Source organism: Massilicoli timonensis (assembly GCF_900199515.1).
GTDB classification, from domain to species: Bacteria; Bacillota_I; Bacilli_A; order Erysipelotrichales; family Erysipelotrichaceae; genus Massilicoli; species Massilicoli timonensis.
On sequence record NZ_LT963434.1, the window covers coordinates 1,724,939 to 1,740,021 of the forward strand.

The 15,083-nt window shown below is 50.1% G+C and carries 15 protein-coding genes; all 15 read right to left on the bottom strand.

Annotated elements, in window-relative coordinates; all coding sequences use genetic code 11:
- Positions 1-109: 109 nt before the first annotated feature.
- The gene (locus C1712_RS13130) at positions 110-232 is read right to left on the bottom strand and encodes a hypothetical protein (protein WP_268874593.1); all 123 of its coding nucleotides are present in this window, start codon (positions 230-232) and stop codon (positions 110-112) included.
- Positions 233-429: 197 nt separating this feature from the next.
- On the bottom strand, positions 430-807 hold the full coding sequence (locus C1712_RS10650; protein WP_075877661.1) for a metal-dependent transcriptional regulator: 378 nt from the start codon (positions 805-807) through the stop codon (positions 430-432).
- Between the two features lie 125 nt (positions 808-932).
- Complete coding sequence (locus C1712_RS10655) at positions 933-2,663, bottom strand: ABC transporter ATP-binding protein (protein WP_102269080.1); 1,731 nt, start codon at positions 2,661-2,663, stop codon at positions 933-935.
- A gap of 3 nt (positions 2,664-2,666) precedes the next feature.
- Positions 2,667-4,421 (bottom strand): ABC transporter ATP-binding protein, encoded by a 1,755-nt coding sequence (locus tag C1712_RS10660; RefSeq protein ID WP_102269082.1) that lies wholly within the window; start codon positions 4,419-4,421, stop codon positions 2,667-2,669.
- Positions 4,418-5,902 carry an ABC transporter ATP-binding protein gene (locus C1712_RS10665; RefSeq protein WP_075877488.1) on the bottom strand — a complete coding sequence of 495 codons (1,485 nt, stop codon included), beginning with the start codon at positions 5,900-5,902 and terminating at the stop codon, positions 4,418-4,420. Before C1712_RS10665 ends, C1712_RS10660 begins: the two co-directional genes overlap by 4 nt.
- 11 nt (positions 5,903-5,913) lie before the next feature.
- Positions 5,914-6,633 carry an energy-coupling factor transporter transmembrane component T gene (locus tag C1712_RS10670; protein WP_075877489.1) on the bottom strand — a complete coding sequence of 240 codons (720 nt, stop codon included), beginning with the start codon at positions 6,631-6,633 and terminating at the stop codon, positions 5,914-5,916.
- A complete protein-coding gene (locus tag C1712_RS10675; protein WP_075877490.1) occupies positions 6,633-7,229 on the bottom strand; it encodes an MptD family putative ECF transporter S component in 597 nt (198 codons plus the stop codon). The genes C1712_RS10670 and C1712_RS10675 overlap by 1 nt, the downstream gene beginning before the upstream one ends.
- Before the next feature lie 135 nt (positions 7,230-7,364).
- On the bottom strand, positions 7,365-8,012 hold the full coding sequence (locus C1712_RS10680; RefSeq protein ID WP_087235873.1) for a TetR/AcrR family transcriptional regulator: 648 nt from the start codon (positions 8,010-8,012) through the stop codon (positions 7,365-7,367).
- Positions 8,013-8,169: 157 nt separating this feature from the next.
- On the bottom strand, positions 8,170-8,439 hold the full coding sequence (locus C1712_RS10685; protein ID WP_268874594.1) for a TnpV protein: 270 nt from the start codon (positions 8,437-8,439) through the stop codon (positions 8,170-8,172).
- A gap of 51 nt (positions 8,440-8,490) precedes the next feature.
- On the bottom strand, positions 8,491-10,299 hold the full coding sequence (locus tag C1712_RS10690; protein ID WP_075877492.1) for a CHAP domain-containing protein: 1,809 nt from the start codon (positions 10,297-10,299) through the stop codon (positions 8,491-8,493).
- Between the two features lie 33 nt (positions 10,300-10,332).
- Complete coding sequence (gene srtB / locus C1712_RS10695) at positions 10,333-11,121, bottom strand: class B sortase (RefSeq protein WP_075877493.1); 789 nt, start codon at positions 11,119-11,121, stop codon at positions 10,333-10,335.
- A gap of 18 nt (positions 11,122-11,139) precedes the next feature.
- The gene (locus tag C1712_RS10700; RefSeq protein WP_075877494.1) at positions 11,140-11,892 is read right to left on the bottom strand and encodes a DUF6674 family protein; all 753 of its coding nucleotides are present in this window, start codon (positions 11,890-11,892) and stop codon (positions 11,140-11,142) included.
- A gap of 26 nt (positions 11,893-11,918) precedes the next feature.
- The gene (locus C1712_RS10705; protein ID WP_075877495.1) at positions 11,919-12,323 is read right to left on the bottom strand and encodes a DUF6075 family protein; all 405 of its coding nucleotides are present in this window, start codon (positions 12,321-12,323) and stop codon (positions 11,919-11,921) included.
- On the bottom strand, positions 12,320-14,677 hold the full coding sequence (locus tag C1712_RS10710) for a VirB4-like conjugal transfer ATPase, CD1110 family (protein WP_102269084.1): 2,358 nt from the start codon (positions 14,675-14,677) through the stop codon (positions 12,320-12,322). Before C1712_RS10710 ends, C1712_RS10705 begins: the two co-directional genes overlap by 4 nt.
- Complete coding sequence (locus C1712_RS10715) at positions 14,670-15,083, bottom strand: PrgI family protein (protein ID WP_102269086.1); 414 nt, start codon at positions 15,081-15,083, stop codon at positions 14,670-14,672. Before C1712_RS10715 ends, C1712_RS10710 begins: the two co-directional genes overlap by 8 nt.

Consider the following 15,083-nt stretch of genomic DNA (forward strand, 5'->3'; position numbering starts at 1 on the left):
TCAGACTGGTCAGGCGGCCCCCTACAACGTGGAAATGATGGGGTTCCTCTATATAGAAAAACGCACCTGCAGAATGAGACAACAGCCCCAACAGCAAGTGCGTTTCTTTTTAGTTCGTGTAAATCATGGCATGATAGTTCAGTGTGAAGGGCGTAAAGCCACGATGAACAGCAAGCGGCTTTTTTGATAGCCTGCGCCCTGTCGCATTATGTCGAAACGCTCTTTGTTTCATGGCGGCTCCCTCCTAAAGCCGCCGTGTCAGCGTATAGGCGTCACTCCTTTGTTGAGGGCATAAGGAACGGCGGCCTTGATGTTACTCAAAACCGCCGCAGTACCCTGAAAATCCATTATGGGCGCACAAAGCTACCTGCCCTGCAACGGTTTTTTCTTTCCCCGTTTAGCGGGGCAGGATAGCTTGTCTTATTCGTTTTATTCTTGCTCTTGTGCGGCTGCCTCTTTCAGCCGCGAAAAGCTCTCATCGCTGATAATGTGTTCAATCCGGCAAGCGTCGGCCTCCGCAGTCCTGGGGTCAACGCCTGCGGCGATAAGCTGCTCGGTAAAAAAGCAATGGCGCTCATAGATTTTTTCAGCAACCTCGCGGCCCACATCGGTCAGATGGAGAAAGTGATCTTCGTCCATTGTAAGAAAGCCGCCGTCCCGCAAGGTAGCCACTGCATGGCACACGCTGGGCTTTGACACCTCCATGTGCCGGGCCACATCTACGGAGCGCACCATACCGAGTTTCTTTTGGAGAACAAGGATGGTTTCCAGGTAGTCCTCCCCGGACGGAGTTATTACGGGCTTCATAAACTCTTTGCGCTCCTTTGCCTGTTTTTGTTGCAATTCTTCCCATGCTTCACGAATAATCAAAGAAAACACCTTGGCACGCCCCCTTTCAAGAATAATAGGTTCTGATGTTTATGCAAAAGAAATCACTTTAGTTTCCAGCCACTTGCCAGTTCACGCTGTTTCCAAAAACGACTATAAATTCCATCTTGAGAAATCAGTTCTGCGTGTGTTCCTTTTTGCGCCACTTTGCCATCCGATATAACGACAATCTGATTGGCATTTTTTACTGTTGATAAGCGATGTGCAATGGAAATCAGTGTTTTTCCCTTTGTAAGTTGTTCAATCGCTGCCAACAGTTCATGTTCATTCTCCGGGTCAACGCTGGATGTTGCTTCATCCAGGATAATGATTGGAGCATCTTTCAAAATGGCTCTCGCTATGGAAACACGCTGCTTTTCACCGCCAGACAAAGTAGAGCCACCTTCACCCACCTTTGTGTTATATCCTTCGGGCAAAGATACGATAAAGTCATGGCATTGAGCCTTTTTTGCTGCCTCCACGATTTGCTCATGGCTTGCATCAGGATTGCCAAAGCGAATATTATTCTCAATGGTATCATTGAAAAGGTAGACGCTTTGAAAGACCATGCTGATATATTGCATAAGGCTATCCGCAGTGTAATTTTTTACATCCTGCCCGTCCACAAGAGCCTGACCTTCTTGAACATCCCAAAAGCGGGCAATCAGGTTGCAAAGGGTTGTTTTACCCGATCCCGATGGCCCCACAATCGCGCAGGTGGTTCCCTGTGGGATAAGCAGAGAAACATGGTCGATAATTTTTCTGGACTTTTCATATCCAAAAGATACATCCCGAAGCTCAATATCAAACCGTTTCGGGACAAGTTTATTTGATGTTGTGTCCATCTGCGGGATGTTCGTAACTTCTTCCAGGCGGTTTAAGCCAGCGGTGACGACACGGGAAAGAAACGCACCATTTCCCATCTGCTCCATTTCGGAAAAAATGATAAAGGCACTGACAATCACCATGAGGCACCACGGCAACGATAAACTTCCCGCCAGATACAAAAGAACGGCGGCTAACATCAAAACACTGCCGGTTATCTTGTAAACAGCAGAGTACCATTTCATCAAAGCCATAGAAGCGTGTTCCTGTGCAAGATCAGCTTCTTTCTTTTTGCGAAAAGAGGCATAAACGGCATTTTCGCTACCATCCGCTTGGGAAAAGGCACGAAGCACCGCAATTCCCCGGATATATTCCAACGCCTGAGTCGTCATATCTTCTTGCGCCGCCAATACTTTCGGTGCGTGTTCCCTTGCAACTTGTCCAATAGCATGAAGAATTAGGATGCCGACAAGGGAACCTGCAAGGGTGATTACTGCAAAAACAGGAACGGAAAATAGGAAGAATACGATCATTACCAGCGCCATCAACGCTCCGCTGGTCAGATCAGTGACCGCCATCATGGAATATTGTTCCAACTCTGTTACTGTCGTTGTAAGTACATTCTGAATACTTCCCAAACGCTGCTCGGAAAAATATCCCATAGGTGCTTTTCGCATGAGGGCGCCAACATGAAGTCTGTAATCACGGAATATATCAAAGCCCTTAGCACTCATGGAAATATCCATAAGCCACTGAAAAAAGAAACGGCCCAACACACTGATACACAAGACAGCAAGAGCTTTCCAGATCACATCCATTGTCAGGCTGTCCAGATCAGAGGCAACAATATAAACCGCCCATAAAACCATTGCCATACATACGCTTTTCAGGAAATTAAAGAGGATGCCCAGCAAGATTTTTGATTTATGCTTTCCCGCCAGATTGAGTATTCTTTTAATCATAGCAATCATTGCCTATCCCTCCTTCTTTTCCAGATTTGATGCTCCGACATACTGCTGCCACATTCGATGATACAGTGGACACTGTTCCAGTAATTCTTTCTGTGTTCCTCTGGCAATAATATTTCCCTTATCAACGACAAGAATTTGCTCCGCATTTTGAATAGTGGAAAGCCTGTGGGCGACAACCACAAGAGTTTTGCCGTGAACAAGACGCCCAACAGCCTCTTGGATTTGAGCCTCGCTTTCGGGATCAGCGTAGGCAGTTGCCTCGTCCAAAATGATAAGGTTTGACTGTTTCAGCATAGCCCTTGCAATCGTAATGCGCTGGCGTTCGCCCCCTGAAAGCCGATCTCCCGCGTCACCGGCAAAGGTATCATACCCTTGCGGCAATTTCATAATAAAGTCATGGCAGTTTGCGGCTTTGGCCGCAGCCTCTACTTCCTGATCAGACGCTTGTGGGTTTCCCATGCGAATATTCTCTCGAATAGACTTATTAAACAAAAAGTTGTCCTGCGCCACATAGCTGATTTCCTGCATCAACTGATCGAATGGAATGTCTTTTATGTCCTTTCCACCATAGCGAACGATACCGGAAGTCGCATCCCAAAATCCAGCCATCAGCTTTGCAATCGTTGATTTGCCAGAGCCGGAAGCCCCAACGATAGCGGTCATAGTTCCTGGTTTTGTCTGGAAAGATATGCCATGAAGCACTTCTTTGGTATCGTTATAGGAAAATGAAACATTCTCAAAAGAATATGCACTTCCGTCAAATTCAACTTTCGCATCCGGGCGTTTTTGTTCTGGCGTTGCGAGGAAATCTTTGACGGGCTTCAGATTAGCGGTAATCGTTGTCAGCATTTCGCCGGCACTTGCCAGCTTCATCAAAGGCGCAATCGCACCAATGGGGATGATAATGCACGCAACAAGGATCGGAAGTGAAATCTGCTGGTTCATATAGAGGTATGCACCAATGGGCAGACTTCCCAGCATTGTCGATGGAAGAATTGCTTTTACCGCAGCCATCCAAAACCAGCATTGCCGCCACCAATCAAGCGTACTGTCATGGAAAAAGTTCACTGAATTAGAAAACTTACCAAAAGATGCTCCTGTACGGCCAAAGGCTTTTATGACCTGGATGCCTCCAACATATTCAACCAGCGCTGCGTTCATTTCGTTTCCGCTACGCAGATAGGTTTCCATTTTCTCACCATATCCGCGAAGCATCCCGAAAATGAAAGGGATGCAAAGAGGAATTGTAATGAGTGACGCCAATCCCATGCGCCAGTCCAACGCAAACAGCAAAACAATGCAGGCTGCCGGAGCTGCGATATTTGAAGGGATTTCGGGGATAAAATGCGCTATCGCATCTTCTAATTTTGCAACATTATCTACGATGAGATTTTTATATACGCCGGATGGCGTTTCCAGCATGACACCCATTGGAACCTTTCGCATTTTTTCTGCAATCGCACACCGAATATTGCACAAAATGGTAAATGCAATCTTATGGCTGCGGCTGGATGCAACAATACCGAGCAGAGTTTTGAGAATGATACCTGCTGCGGCAATTCCGGCCCAAATCAGTGTACTATGTATCGTTGCTGTACCTGCGAAAACTTCGTTGGCAAGCATGGCGGCGGTCAAATAGGGGAGCATACCAAATAACTCTGACAGAACTGTCAAAATTACAGACAGCGGCATCTTTCCCTTGGCATCGCCGGAAAACTCAAAAAGAGTTTTTATTGGATTATCTTCTTTCTGCTTCATAAAGCCCCTCCTTCCTCAGAACCGAAAAATTGTTGAACATGCTGTCCGTTCTGTGTATCAAACGGCCCATACCATTTCACAGTCCCATCCTCAATAAAAATGAAATAGTCACAGCATTCTGCAATCAATTCCGGGTCATGGGTAATAATCAGCGATGTTTTCCCTATGGCGCTTAATTTCTTGAGGCAATTTGAAACCTCCAACATATGCCGATAGTCCAAACCGCTTGTCGGCTCATCAAAAACCATAATTTCTTTTTTTGATGCAATGGCACTTCCAATCGCCACGCGCTGTTTTTGCCCGCCAGATAACGAAAGGGGATGGATACTTTTTAATGCAGTTAAATCCATATCATGCAGGATCTCATCAACTATTTCTTCACGCTGAGCATCGTCCGTATGTTCCACGCTTATGGAGATTTCATCTTCAACGCTTTCTGTAAAAAGCTGATGATTGACATCCTGCATAACCAGATAGCAGATTTTCAGCCGCTGCCGGTTGCTGTATGTTTTACTTCCGAACGAGAACAAGCCTCTTGCCCGTTTCTCAAGCCCACACAGGCAACGGGCAAAAGTTGTTTTTCCAGCTCCATTTTCCCCGATAATTCCAACAATCGCACCTTTCGGAATAGATAAGGTCGGTATTTCAATCCCAACGCCATCCTTGTAATGAAACGATAAATCTTTCACAGAATAGCAGTCCGAACTATACGGTGTTCTGGCATTGGAGTCAAAAGACACTGGCGATATGGATCGCAGCCCACGGCGCTTGATTTCATCTGCTGACAGGCCCCAGAATGTATCAGCGGGCATATCTTCTTTGATTTCTCCATCGTTCATATAAACAACCCGATCTGCCACACCCTTCAAATAACTAAGCCGATGTTCAGCAACAATAACGGTCTTTCCCTGGGCTTTCCATCGCATGATAATATCTTTCAGCATCCAGATTGAGCGCCAGTCTAAATTAGAAGTGGGTTCATCCAAAACAAAAATGTCCGGCATGGGAATGGAAACTGAGGCACAGGCTATCTTTTGCTTTTCACCGCCAGACAGATGGAATAGATTTCGCCCAACAAGTTCTCCAATTCCAAATTCATTGATTGCGTTTTCTAAATACTGGCTGATTTGCTCAACAGGTACAGCCAGATTTTCACATCGAAAAATCAGTTCACTGGTAGAGTCAATATTAAAAAATTGTGTGCGCGGGTTTTGAAAAACAGAGCCAACCTTTCGGGCTACCTTATGGATCGGCTGCTTCGAGATGTTTTCTCCATTAAGCAGGACTTCACCAGTGAGCTGCCCCTCATAAAAGCTGGGAATAAGGCCATTCAATAGCCGTGTGATTGTTGTTTTTCCGCACCCTGATCCTCCACATATAAGGACAACTTCTCCATCGTGAATAGACAGATTTACATTCGTAAGAGAATTGTCCTGTTCGCTGTCCTTATAGCGGAAGGACACATTTTTCAGTTCGATCATCGTGCCCCTCCTTAAAACAAGTAATAGAGAATAAGTGCAGCAGTTAACAGAACCATCAAAAGGATGTCCAATCCTTTGATCTTTATTTTGCAATAATTACTTCTTTCCGTATCTACGCCGAGGCCGCGTGCAACGGCGGCAGCGGATAGTTCGTCACCAATTTGCACAACAGAAGCAATCAGCGGTACGAGCCTGTATTCCAACATGGCAATCGGCCCTTTACTAACTCCAATACCGCGCATTTTCATTGCATCCTGAATACTGTGGTACTCGTCCGCCACCGTAGGAAAGAAGCGAAATATCACAGCGAAAGGGATTGTGATTTTTCTGGTAATGTGCATTTTTTCCATCGCCGCCACAAACTCGCTGACTTTTGTTGTCTGTAAAAAACTCATGGCGATAAACAGGGTGGGCATCATACGAAGCACCACCTCGACTAACAAGCGAATGATAATACCTAAAAGGCTCATTCCAGATATGTACGCCAGTAGCCCATTTGCCCCATAAGCGGCACAATAGGCCGCCGCATAAACCGCGGCAAGGCCGGGCCTCCTGATGTTTATCAACATCAGGAAAGCCAGCCCTGCAAACACGATTTTCAAAATGGTATCAAGTTCGCTTTCAGACGATGGAACCATGACAAGACTGAACACCATTAAGGTATATAGTTTTGTCCTTGGGTCAAGATTGATAACGGCTTGCTGCGTATTCGTTGATACCTTACCACTCATTATGCAATTCCCGCCCGTTTGAAATGCTTGTTTAGGACAGCGCGGCCAATCAAAGCGCCGATGACACCGCCGACAGCAGTTGCAAGAATGACAACTGGAACCATATAGCCCTGCACTAAGGCTGCGAGGCTATCTGCAAAGGCATCACCCTGGCTGGCACGATACATTTCAACATAAGCATCGCCCATGATAAACATGGGGAGCTGTGTCCCGACCTGCCAAACACTGAATACTGCATAGCCTGCCAGCATCGCTTTCCAGCTTTTATATTTTCCAGCCTTCATAATGACATCTGCCAGCAAGCCAAAGACAATGCCGGTAATCAGAGCGTAGTATCCATATCCCATCAGGAAAAAGATAAGGCCCAGAAGCACACCCATGATTGTCACAAGGCCGAAGGTTTTTACCTTCGTGTAGAAAAGGATGCAGGGTATGCCTGCAATGATCGCTGTCAGCACAGGATAAAAAACAGCCATCACCGGAACAAAGCCGGTCATTGCACACACATAGAAGATCACAAAATAAATGACCGTGAAGATTGCGACATTTACAAGATCGCGCACGCCAATTTTTGAGGTTTGCACATTGTTTTCCATAAAATATCCTCCTTTGTTTGTTAGTTGCTGCTAACCTATTTGTCAAAATGTAGCCGACGCTTTGAATATTCTCATATCAAACCATCGGCTGTAAGATTGTGTGAAAGCGCCTATACGCAGATCATTCGGGCGGCTTTAATCCGGCCACATGACATCACCTACTTTCCCGCCTTCAAAAATCGTTTTCCATCCGGCATTGAAGAACCAGCTCATACTTTGTATGTGCTTTTTAGCATCTTCTTTGGTCATATCATGGATAACGGTTTCAAAAAGGCCCGTATAAAAAGCGCTCGATAGCAGGTGGGCCAATTCCATTGTCAACCGGCCAGAAGAAATCGCATCGTTTCCAGTCTTTTCAATATATTGCAAAGTGGTCTGTATATCAATCGCAACCACTCTGTGCATAAACTCCTGATAGCAATTTGTTTCGCCGCTGAGAAGCATGATTTTGAATTCATCAAGATGAGCGAAAACAAAATCCATCAGCTTTGAAAATTTGCCATTGGAGTAGCTATTGATTTGTGCTTTTTGTTCTTCCGGCTCTAAAGCCTCAAACCCGGCCAGCGTTTTTTGTAACAACTCGCAAAAGCCATCAGCAACAGGCTGGACAATACTGTGGTATAACGCCTCCTTGTCCGAATACCGATAGAGCAAGGAGCTTTTCGTTGTGCCTGCTTTTTCGGCAATATTACGCAAAGAAGCGTTCTCGTATCCATTGGCAAGAAATTCTTCTTTGGCACACTTGAGAATATTCTCCGTTACGCCTTCAATCATCTTGGCCATAGGCTCACCTCCTTCTTGTTTTAGACCATCGGTCTAAACCGATGGTCTAAATATAGCATAGAAAGATCAGATAGTCAAGATGGTCTTTCTATGTTTGGTTGTTAATGCTAACGGAAAATAATGTAACAGGCGGAAAAAATCCGCCTGTTCGATGCTGTTAAGCCATAATTAACTCATCTAAAACAATTTCCTCCGCCTGCGCTTTCAGCGTGTTCATCAGCCCCACCCAGCGCATGGGGTCACGGGATTTCAGTTCCTCGGTGACGCCCGCCGCCTCCATCATGCGGGGCAACATGGCGTCCATCCGTTCACGCGCCGCCCGATCAATCTCCAACAGGTGCGGGTACAGCTTTTCGCTCAAAATCAAGCTGCTGTAAAGGCTGGGCCGGTGTTCCTTCAGATAGCGTTGCCGCATACGGCCATACAAAGTTATGTACCCAGCCGCACTACGCGGCTGGGCTTTTCTTTTTTGAGGAAGTTAATAGGCCGGGGTGCCGTACCCGTAAATCTCATAGTACCCAATGGGGTAGCTGTTCTGACGCACAGAATCGCCAGAGTTGCCTTCTACGGTGTAGACACGTCCATTCTCTACTTTCTCCACAATGCCCACATGGTCAGATTGCCCGTCTTGGCCTCCATCATCCCAGTCAAAAAAGATGATGTCGCCGGGGCGCGGCTCATAGCTGTTATCCTGCCATAGCCCACGCTCCTGAAACCAGGGAACGCCCTGGGACGCACAGGCCGCAAACATCGGGATAACGCCGGCTTCAATATAGCCGCATTGGTCAGCACACCAGCTCACAAAACAAGCGCACCATTCCACACGGCTACTAAAACCATACCAGCTCCAGTACGGTTCGCCGCCGATGTTCCCCACCTGGGAGAGCGCCACCGTGACGATTTCTCCATCTCCTCCGGTAATGCCGTAGAGCACCTGGGACCAAAGGGAATTGTTCTCGTCGGCCAGCAGCTCCGCCATCTGTTCCCGCTGGTCCTCGTTAAAGCCGAACTGGTCTGCCATTTCCTCGGCGGTCTTATGGCTGACGGTGATATACAGATAGGTGCGGGTGACGGTTACTTCCGTTTCCACGATATTGCCGTTACCATCATCGGATGTTTCAATCACTGTTTCCGTCTGGGTGGACGTACTGGATGAAATCTCATTCATCTGCCAAAAGATGTCCTTCAAAAGCTCCAGCTTCTCATCATCCATGGTGGCCACTTCCTGGGCGTTGTCCGGGTCGGTGGTGGTTTTGACAGCATAAACCGCCAGAACCTCTTTCCACACAGCGCGGGAACCGGACATCTCCAGCACATCATAGCTGTGGGACGCCTTGATCTCATCCAGATTCTCCTGGTAATCCGTATTGATCTCCTGTACGGCAGTCTGCATGGTCTGCCCGGTGCCGGAATCCTCGCCGGAAAAGAAAATACCAAAACAGGAGCCGATAATCATACCGATGAGGCAGATCACAATAATCACCAGCACAGCAATCCAACCGCCAGCGGCGATGGCCGCAATCAGCGCCTTGGTCGCCGCAATGATGGCTTTCACCGCCGCAACCGTAGCCTTAACTGCCGCCTTTGCCGCAACCACCGCAGTCCGGGCCGCTATGCGGGCAGCGTGAGCCGCAGCCCTGGCAGCCCGCGCCGTGGCCTGGGCAGTGTGCTGGGCGGCTTTGGCCGCCTGCTGACTGGTCTTGATACTGGCCTTGGCAGTCTTTTCCGCCGTTTTGATGGATTTAGTAGTGGTTTTCACCGTCCCCTTGGCAGTGGAAGAAGCCTGCTTGATGGTCTTGCGGCTCCTGTCCACTGTCTTAATGCCTTTCTTGCTGCGGTCCAAAGTCTTGATGGCCCCGCGCTCCTGACGGACCGCCTTGGCTGGCTCGGAAACCGTATCCGCCGCCTGACGCCCGCTCCAGCGTGTGGTAGGCTGTCCAGCCTGCCGAGCCGCCTGTTTCTCCGCTTGTTTTTTCGGCTGTTCGGCTGCGGCTTTCCGCTTTTGGATTTTCTCCTTAACCTTGGAGATGTTCTCCCTGGTTGTCTGAACCCCCTTGCGGCCCTGTTTATCAAACTGGTGGAACGCTTCATGGGTGACGTTATCCACCCCAGCGGAAAGGCGGTCGGACGCATACTCGCCAGGGGAACTTTCCTCGGCATACATCCCATGCTCGGCCTTATCCTTGGTGCGGATATACGCCTCCTTCATCCGTTCAGAAGCAACCGCCGCTTTATCAATCGCTTTAATGCCTTTTTCGGCCACTCTTGTTTTAATGCCCTTGCCCATGGGCTTCACCTCCTTCCCTGGGCGGGGCCGCCCTTATTCCTCCAGCAGCTTGGCCACAACCACCATCCGCCCGTTGGTCCGGGAATACTCGCAGGTGGAAAGGGTGATGAGCTGGTCGCCATATTCCGCACTCACGCCCGTGTCATAAAGGGCCAGTTCCTTGCACCCCTCGATAAACTCGTCAAAATCTTCTTCCTGCTCGGCTCGGACGAAATGGTAATACTTAAAGCCAGATTCCGAGTAGGCCACCGTCTTAAAGGCGGCAACCACTTCATATTCGCCAAAGCTGTCCAGAGTATCAAAGCGGATGGTCTTGTGTTCCTGGTAGAAATCCTCGCTCTCATACTTGCACAAATCTGAGAACATACTGCCGTTGTTCATGTGATGGCCGTACAGCACCAGATTGTCGGAAATGCCGATGTCGCAGTTTTCCTGCATATAAGGCACCCCATAGCTGCTGTACGACTTATCAAAGGCGTGCTTCAGATAGAAGTTGGGGCTATCCTTGGTCTGCATGACAGGGTAATCAATCCGGGTGCCGGGAATGGAAATCCAGCCCACCAGGTCGCTGTTCTGGGCGTACACATCCGCATATTTCTCAAAGGCCGTGAGTTCTTTCGGCTCCTGGGCCGGGTCATCGGCCAGCTCCAGCGTGGGCAGCTCCACATCTTCCTTGACCAGCTCGGCCACCTCATCAAAGGCTTCGGCGCTTTGCTTCTGGTCCAGGTATTCCCGGCAGAGCATAGCCCCGGAGAAAAGGAAAAGGGCGGCACAAAAGGCCGCCCCCGCGATCATCAGTCTGTTTTTAACTTTGTCACTCATATTTTCACCCTCCTGTACTTATCGTGCCTGTTCTTTACTGGCCGCTTGGCGGCGCTTCCCGGCCTGGGCCGATTTCAGCCCCTGCAGCTCGGTTTTCACCGATGAGCGCCCTCCATTGATTCGCTCCACCGTGAGCGCCGTGTCACGATCCATCTCAGAAAATGCCTTGCCGCAGTACAGCACAAAGCTCCGCAGCTTGGCAAGCACACCCTTATCCGCAGATAATTCCTTGCTTTCCTGGGGTTCCTCCCCCGCAAGGGCAAGCCCGGCATTTTTGATGTGACCGCCCGCCTGGTGCAATTCTTCCCGCATGGCGTCCAGCCTTACGGAACACTGTTCCATGCCTTTGCCGGCATGGGCAAAGCCCCGCCCCATCCGGGAAAGAACCGAGGGGATACGCAGGGCCTGTGCTGCATGGCACAGGGCGGAGCGCCCTTTCTCTCGGAAAGTCTGCACCATCTGCTTTGCAGATGAAATGAGGTTTTCTTTTGCCGTGGAAACCATCACTTTGGTCTGGTGGACTTTACCCTCCACAGTGTCCACAAGCTGGGAGCACCGGGCGCGGATTCCTTTGTCGTGGAGCTTGCCCACCTCCAGACGCATTTCTTTCATTTCGTCCATCATCTGCGCCAGCTTTTCTTCCATACCGTCGATATAGCCCACCAGGGCCTGCACTTCTTCTTTCTGCTTTTGAAGCCCGCTCTGTTCCAAAACAGAAATCAGGTCTATGATCTGCGGATGGTCCCGCAGCGCAAGAGCTGGTTCAGCCATTGTTCATTCCTCCATTCTCAAACGTATCATCGCTCCGGTTCCGCCTGCTTTTTTGCAGGGGGCAGCTCCCGGCAGTATTCCGGGTAACGGATTTTCACGCCCTCCATAAAGTAAGGTGCAAACTCGCAGCAGAACAAATCCTCCGGGGAATAGGCGTTGCTGTGCTCCGGGTCGGTGTAGCCGTTCCAGAGATTGAAAGCAAGGCGGCACACCCGGACGGTGCCGCTGGTCTGCCAGCCGCCGTGCATACCATCCGGTTCAATGCAATCCTGCTTGAAATCAAACATCTGGCGGATGTTGGCCCGCGTTTCCGGGGCAATCCCCATCACATAGAAAAAGGCCCGGTGGTAACAGTCGTTCCGCCGCGCCTTGCTCATCATATCCAAAAAGAAATCCCGGTGTTCCGGGGACGCAAAACGGATATTGCTCATGCCGGCACCTCCTCGCCGCCGAATACACCTTCACCGGGCTTGGTGGTCATCAAAGCATAGAGCTTTGTGTCACGGGGGAACCGGTTGATGAAAGGCACCAGGGCGCTGCCATACCGGATGAGGCCGCAGCCCGCGTCTGCGTTGGTGACGTAGCTCATCTGTTCATTGGAGATATTGAGGAGCTTCGCCAGCTTTGCCCGGTCGGACGCCGCCTGATTCAGCATGACAATAAACTCCGAGTTGGAGAGCATGGTGCTGGCCTGGACGGAATCCAAAAGGTACTCCACGTTCTGGGTGATGGCCGTGGGATAAGCACCGCGCTTTCTAAACTGCCTCCATGCGGAATTAAAGAAAATGCCGCTTTGCTCATTTTCAAACATCACATGAAACTCATCGATGAACACATGGGTACGCTTGCCCCGTTTCCAGTTGAGGGTGACGCGGTTCAGGATGGTATCGGTGATGACCAGGGAACCGGCAGGCTTTAGCTGCTCGCCCAGGCCGTGGATGTCGAACACCACATAGGGCTTGTTCAAATCCACTGTGCTTTCCCGGCCAAAGATGTCCAGGGAGCCGGTGGTGTAAAGCTCCAGGGAAAGGGCAATCTCCTTGGCCTTGTCCTCCGGCTGCTCCAGCAGCTTATTCCGCAGGTCGCAGAGGGTAGCCACCCGCCCAATCTTCTCCGCCTCCGGGTACACCAGGGCGGTGCAGCGGTCAATGATGGATTTATGCTGCGGTCCCACGCCGCGCTTGTCGATCTGCTCGATGAGGGACATGACAAACTGGCTCTTTTCCACGATGGGGTTTTGCTCGCCGTAGCCCTCCACCATATACATGGCGTTGAGGCGGTCTTTGCCGCCTGCCACCAGATGGGCCACCGTCGCTTTTTCTCGGCCCAGGGCTTTGACGAGTGCGCCAAATTCTCCCTCCGGGTCGCAGATCAGGATGTCATCATTGGCGTAATCCGGGTGGAGCATGAGAAACGCGATCAGTTCTTTGGCGCTGAAGGATTTACCCGCACCGGGTACGCCCAGCAGGAAGGCCGACTGGTTCAAAAGGTTCGCCTTGTTGCACATAATGAGATTGTGGGAAATGGCGTTCTCTCCAAAGTAAATGCCGCCTTTATCCTGGATTTCCTGTACCTTGAAGGGAATAAACACGGCCAGAGATTCCGTAGTAAGAGTGCGAAACGCATTGATTTTCCGCACCCCGATGGGCAGGGCGGTATTCAGGCCATCAAGCTGCTGGAACTTGAGCACCGCAAGCTGGCACATATGCTTTCGAGCCACGGAGAGTACGGCTTCGGTGTCGCTGTCAAGCTGTTCTTTGGTATCTGCGGTGATGGCCAGGGTCATTACCGCGAACATCATCCGCTGGTCGCGGGTGGTGAGGTCGTCCAAAAACTCCTTGCTTTCTTTCCGCTGCAGCTCCATATCATAAGGAACTACGGCGCTGAAATTGTTGTTGGCATTCTGGCGGCGCTGCCAGTTGGTGATGTTGGTTTCCACACCCAGCAGGCGGTTTTCCACCTCCCGCACAGCTTCGTCCGTAGGCACCGGCACAATGTCGATGGAGAACATCAAATTGCGGTTGAAATCCGTCAGCTCAGTCACCATGTTATCCTTAATATAAGAGGCGTAGTCTTTGAGGAACAGCACACGGCAGAACTTATCGCCCAGCTTCAGATAGTCGCTGTTTTTCTCGATCCCGTCCGGGCAGATATAGTCCTTAAAGCTGTGGCCCCGTTTCATCATCTCGCGGGCATTGAAAACAAATTCGGATTCCTCGCCCTGGCGGTAGAAATCGTGCAGGATACGCAGGCGCTCGGTGGCGTCCAGCTCCACGCACTTGGAGCCAAGGGCCGAAAAGTGGGAAATCAGGTCGGCCCCCACGCGGGCAAAGTAGGCGCGAGCCTCCTCGATGTCCTTCTTCACCACGGAGATGGTGATATACTTCTCCTGGGTAATGCCGTTGGCTCCGGTGGCCTTGTCCAGCAGCATTTGGTTGTACTCCTTACGGTACTCATCCCGGAAATCCCCCTGCATGGGCATGAGGATGGACGTTTCAAAGTTGGCCTTGTTCATACGGCGGTTGTTGATGGTGATTTTTGTCACCGCGCCGGAATCCAGGGAATTGAGCAGCTCCGAGTAGGTGAGGAACATGGATTCCTTGTCCTCCCGGCTGGCCACCAGATAGTTGATGTCGCTGAATTTATAGGTTTTGGAGAACTTATTCCCCACAAGAAAAATGCCGTCCGGCCAGATACGGCGGACGGGGATGACATCCTGCACCTTCCGGGGGACGGTATAACGCTCCTTTTCCTGCTTGGACATGGTTTTGATGGTCTTAATCATGCTTGGCCTCCTTTCGCTTGCTAAAGTGTTTCGGCTCCTGCCGGCGCTTCTTGCCGGGACGCCCGGTTTGCAGCTCCTCGATGGTATCTTTCAGAGCAGCATAGTAGTAGTTGCTGTCCTCGAACTTAAACTCCTTCGGCTCCAGCATTTCCGAGCGCAGCCACGCCCAGATGAATTTTTCCGCCGTCATGCCGTGATAGGTGATAAACCCCAGCATGGCAAAGGGGGCCGCCCCCAAAATGCACATCCAGGACAGGGTTTCCACCCCAAAGTGGGGGCGCAGGATAAAATAAAGGCCCACGGCCACGCCGCAGGCAAGAACAGAAAAGATGAACTGCCGCATAGACAATCCAAAAAACATACTCTCCGTGTAATTACGGATTTCCCGGTTGATCTTAACTTCCAA

What these genes read in the sequence shown, in the direction of transcription:
- C1712_RS13130 (WP_268874593.1), bottom strand. Translation starts at nt 232, where the DNA reads ATGAAACAAAGAGCGTTTCGACATAATGCGACAGGGCGCAGGCTATCA.
- C1712_RS10650 (WP_075877661.1), bottom strand. Translation starts at nt 807, where the DNA reads ATGAAGCCCGTAATAACTCCGTCCGGGGAGGACTACCTGGAAACCATC.
- C1712_RS10655 (WP_102269080.1), bottom strand. Translation starts at nt 2,663, where the DNA reads ATGATTGCTATGATTAAAAGAATACTCAATCTGGCGGGAAAGCATAAA.
- C1712_RS10660 (WP_102269082.1), bottom strand. Translation starts at nt 4,421, where the DNA reads ATGAAGCAGAAAGAAGATAATCCAATAAAAACTCTTTTTGAGTTTTCC.
- C1712_RS10665 (WP_075877488.1), bottom strand. Translation starts at nt 5,902, where the DNA reads ATGATCGAACTGAAAAATGTGTCCTTCCGCTATAAGGACAGCGAACAG.
- C1712_RS10670 (WP_075877489.1), bottom strand. Translation starts at nt 6,633, where the DNA reads ATGAGTGGTAAGGTATCAACGAATACGCAGCAAGCCGTTATCAATCTT.
- C1712_RS10675 (WP_075877490.1), bottom strand. Translation starts at nt 7,229, where the DNA reads ATGGAAAACAATGTGCAAACCTCAAAAATTGGCGTGCGCGATCTTGTA.
- C1712_RS10680 (WP_087235873.1), bottom strand. Translation starts at nt 8,012, where the DNA reads ATGGCCAAGATGATTGAAGGCGTAACGGAGAATATTCTCAAGTGTGCC.
- C1712_RS10690 (WP_075877492.1), bottom strand. Translation starts at nt 10,299, where the DNA reads ATGGGCAAGGGCATTAAAACAAGAGTGGCCGAAAAAGGCATTAAAGCG.
- srtB (WP_075877493.1), bottom strand. Translation starts at nt 11,121, where the DNA reads ATGAGTGACAAAGTTAAAAACAGACTGATGATCGCGGGGGCGGCCTTT.
- C1712_RS10700 (WP_075877494.1), bottom strand. Translation starts at nt 11,892, where the DNA reads ATGGCTGAACCAGCTCTTGCGCTGCGGGACCATCCGCAGATCATAGAC.
- C1712_RS10705 (WP_075877495.1), bottom strand. Translation starts at nt 12,323, where the DNA reads ATGAGCAATATCCGTTTTGCGTCCCCGGAACACCGGGATTTCTTTTTG.
- C1712_RS10710 (WP_102269084.1), bottom strand. Translation starts at nt 14,677, where the DNA reads ATGATTAAGACCATCAAAACCATGTCCAAGCAGGAAAAGGAGCGTTAT.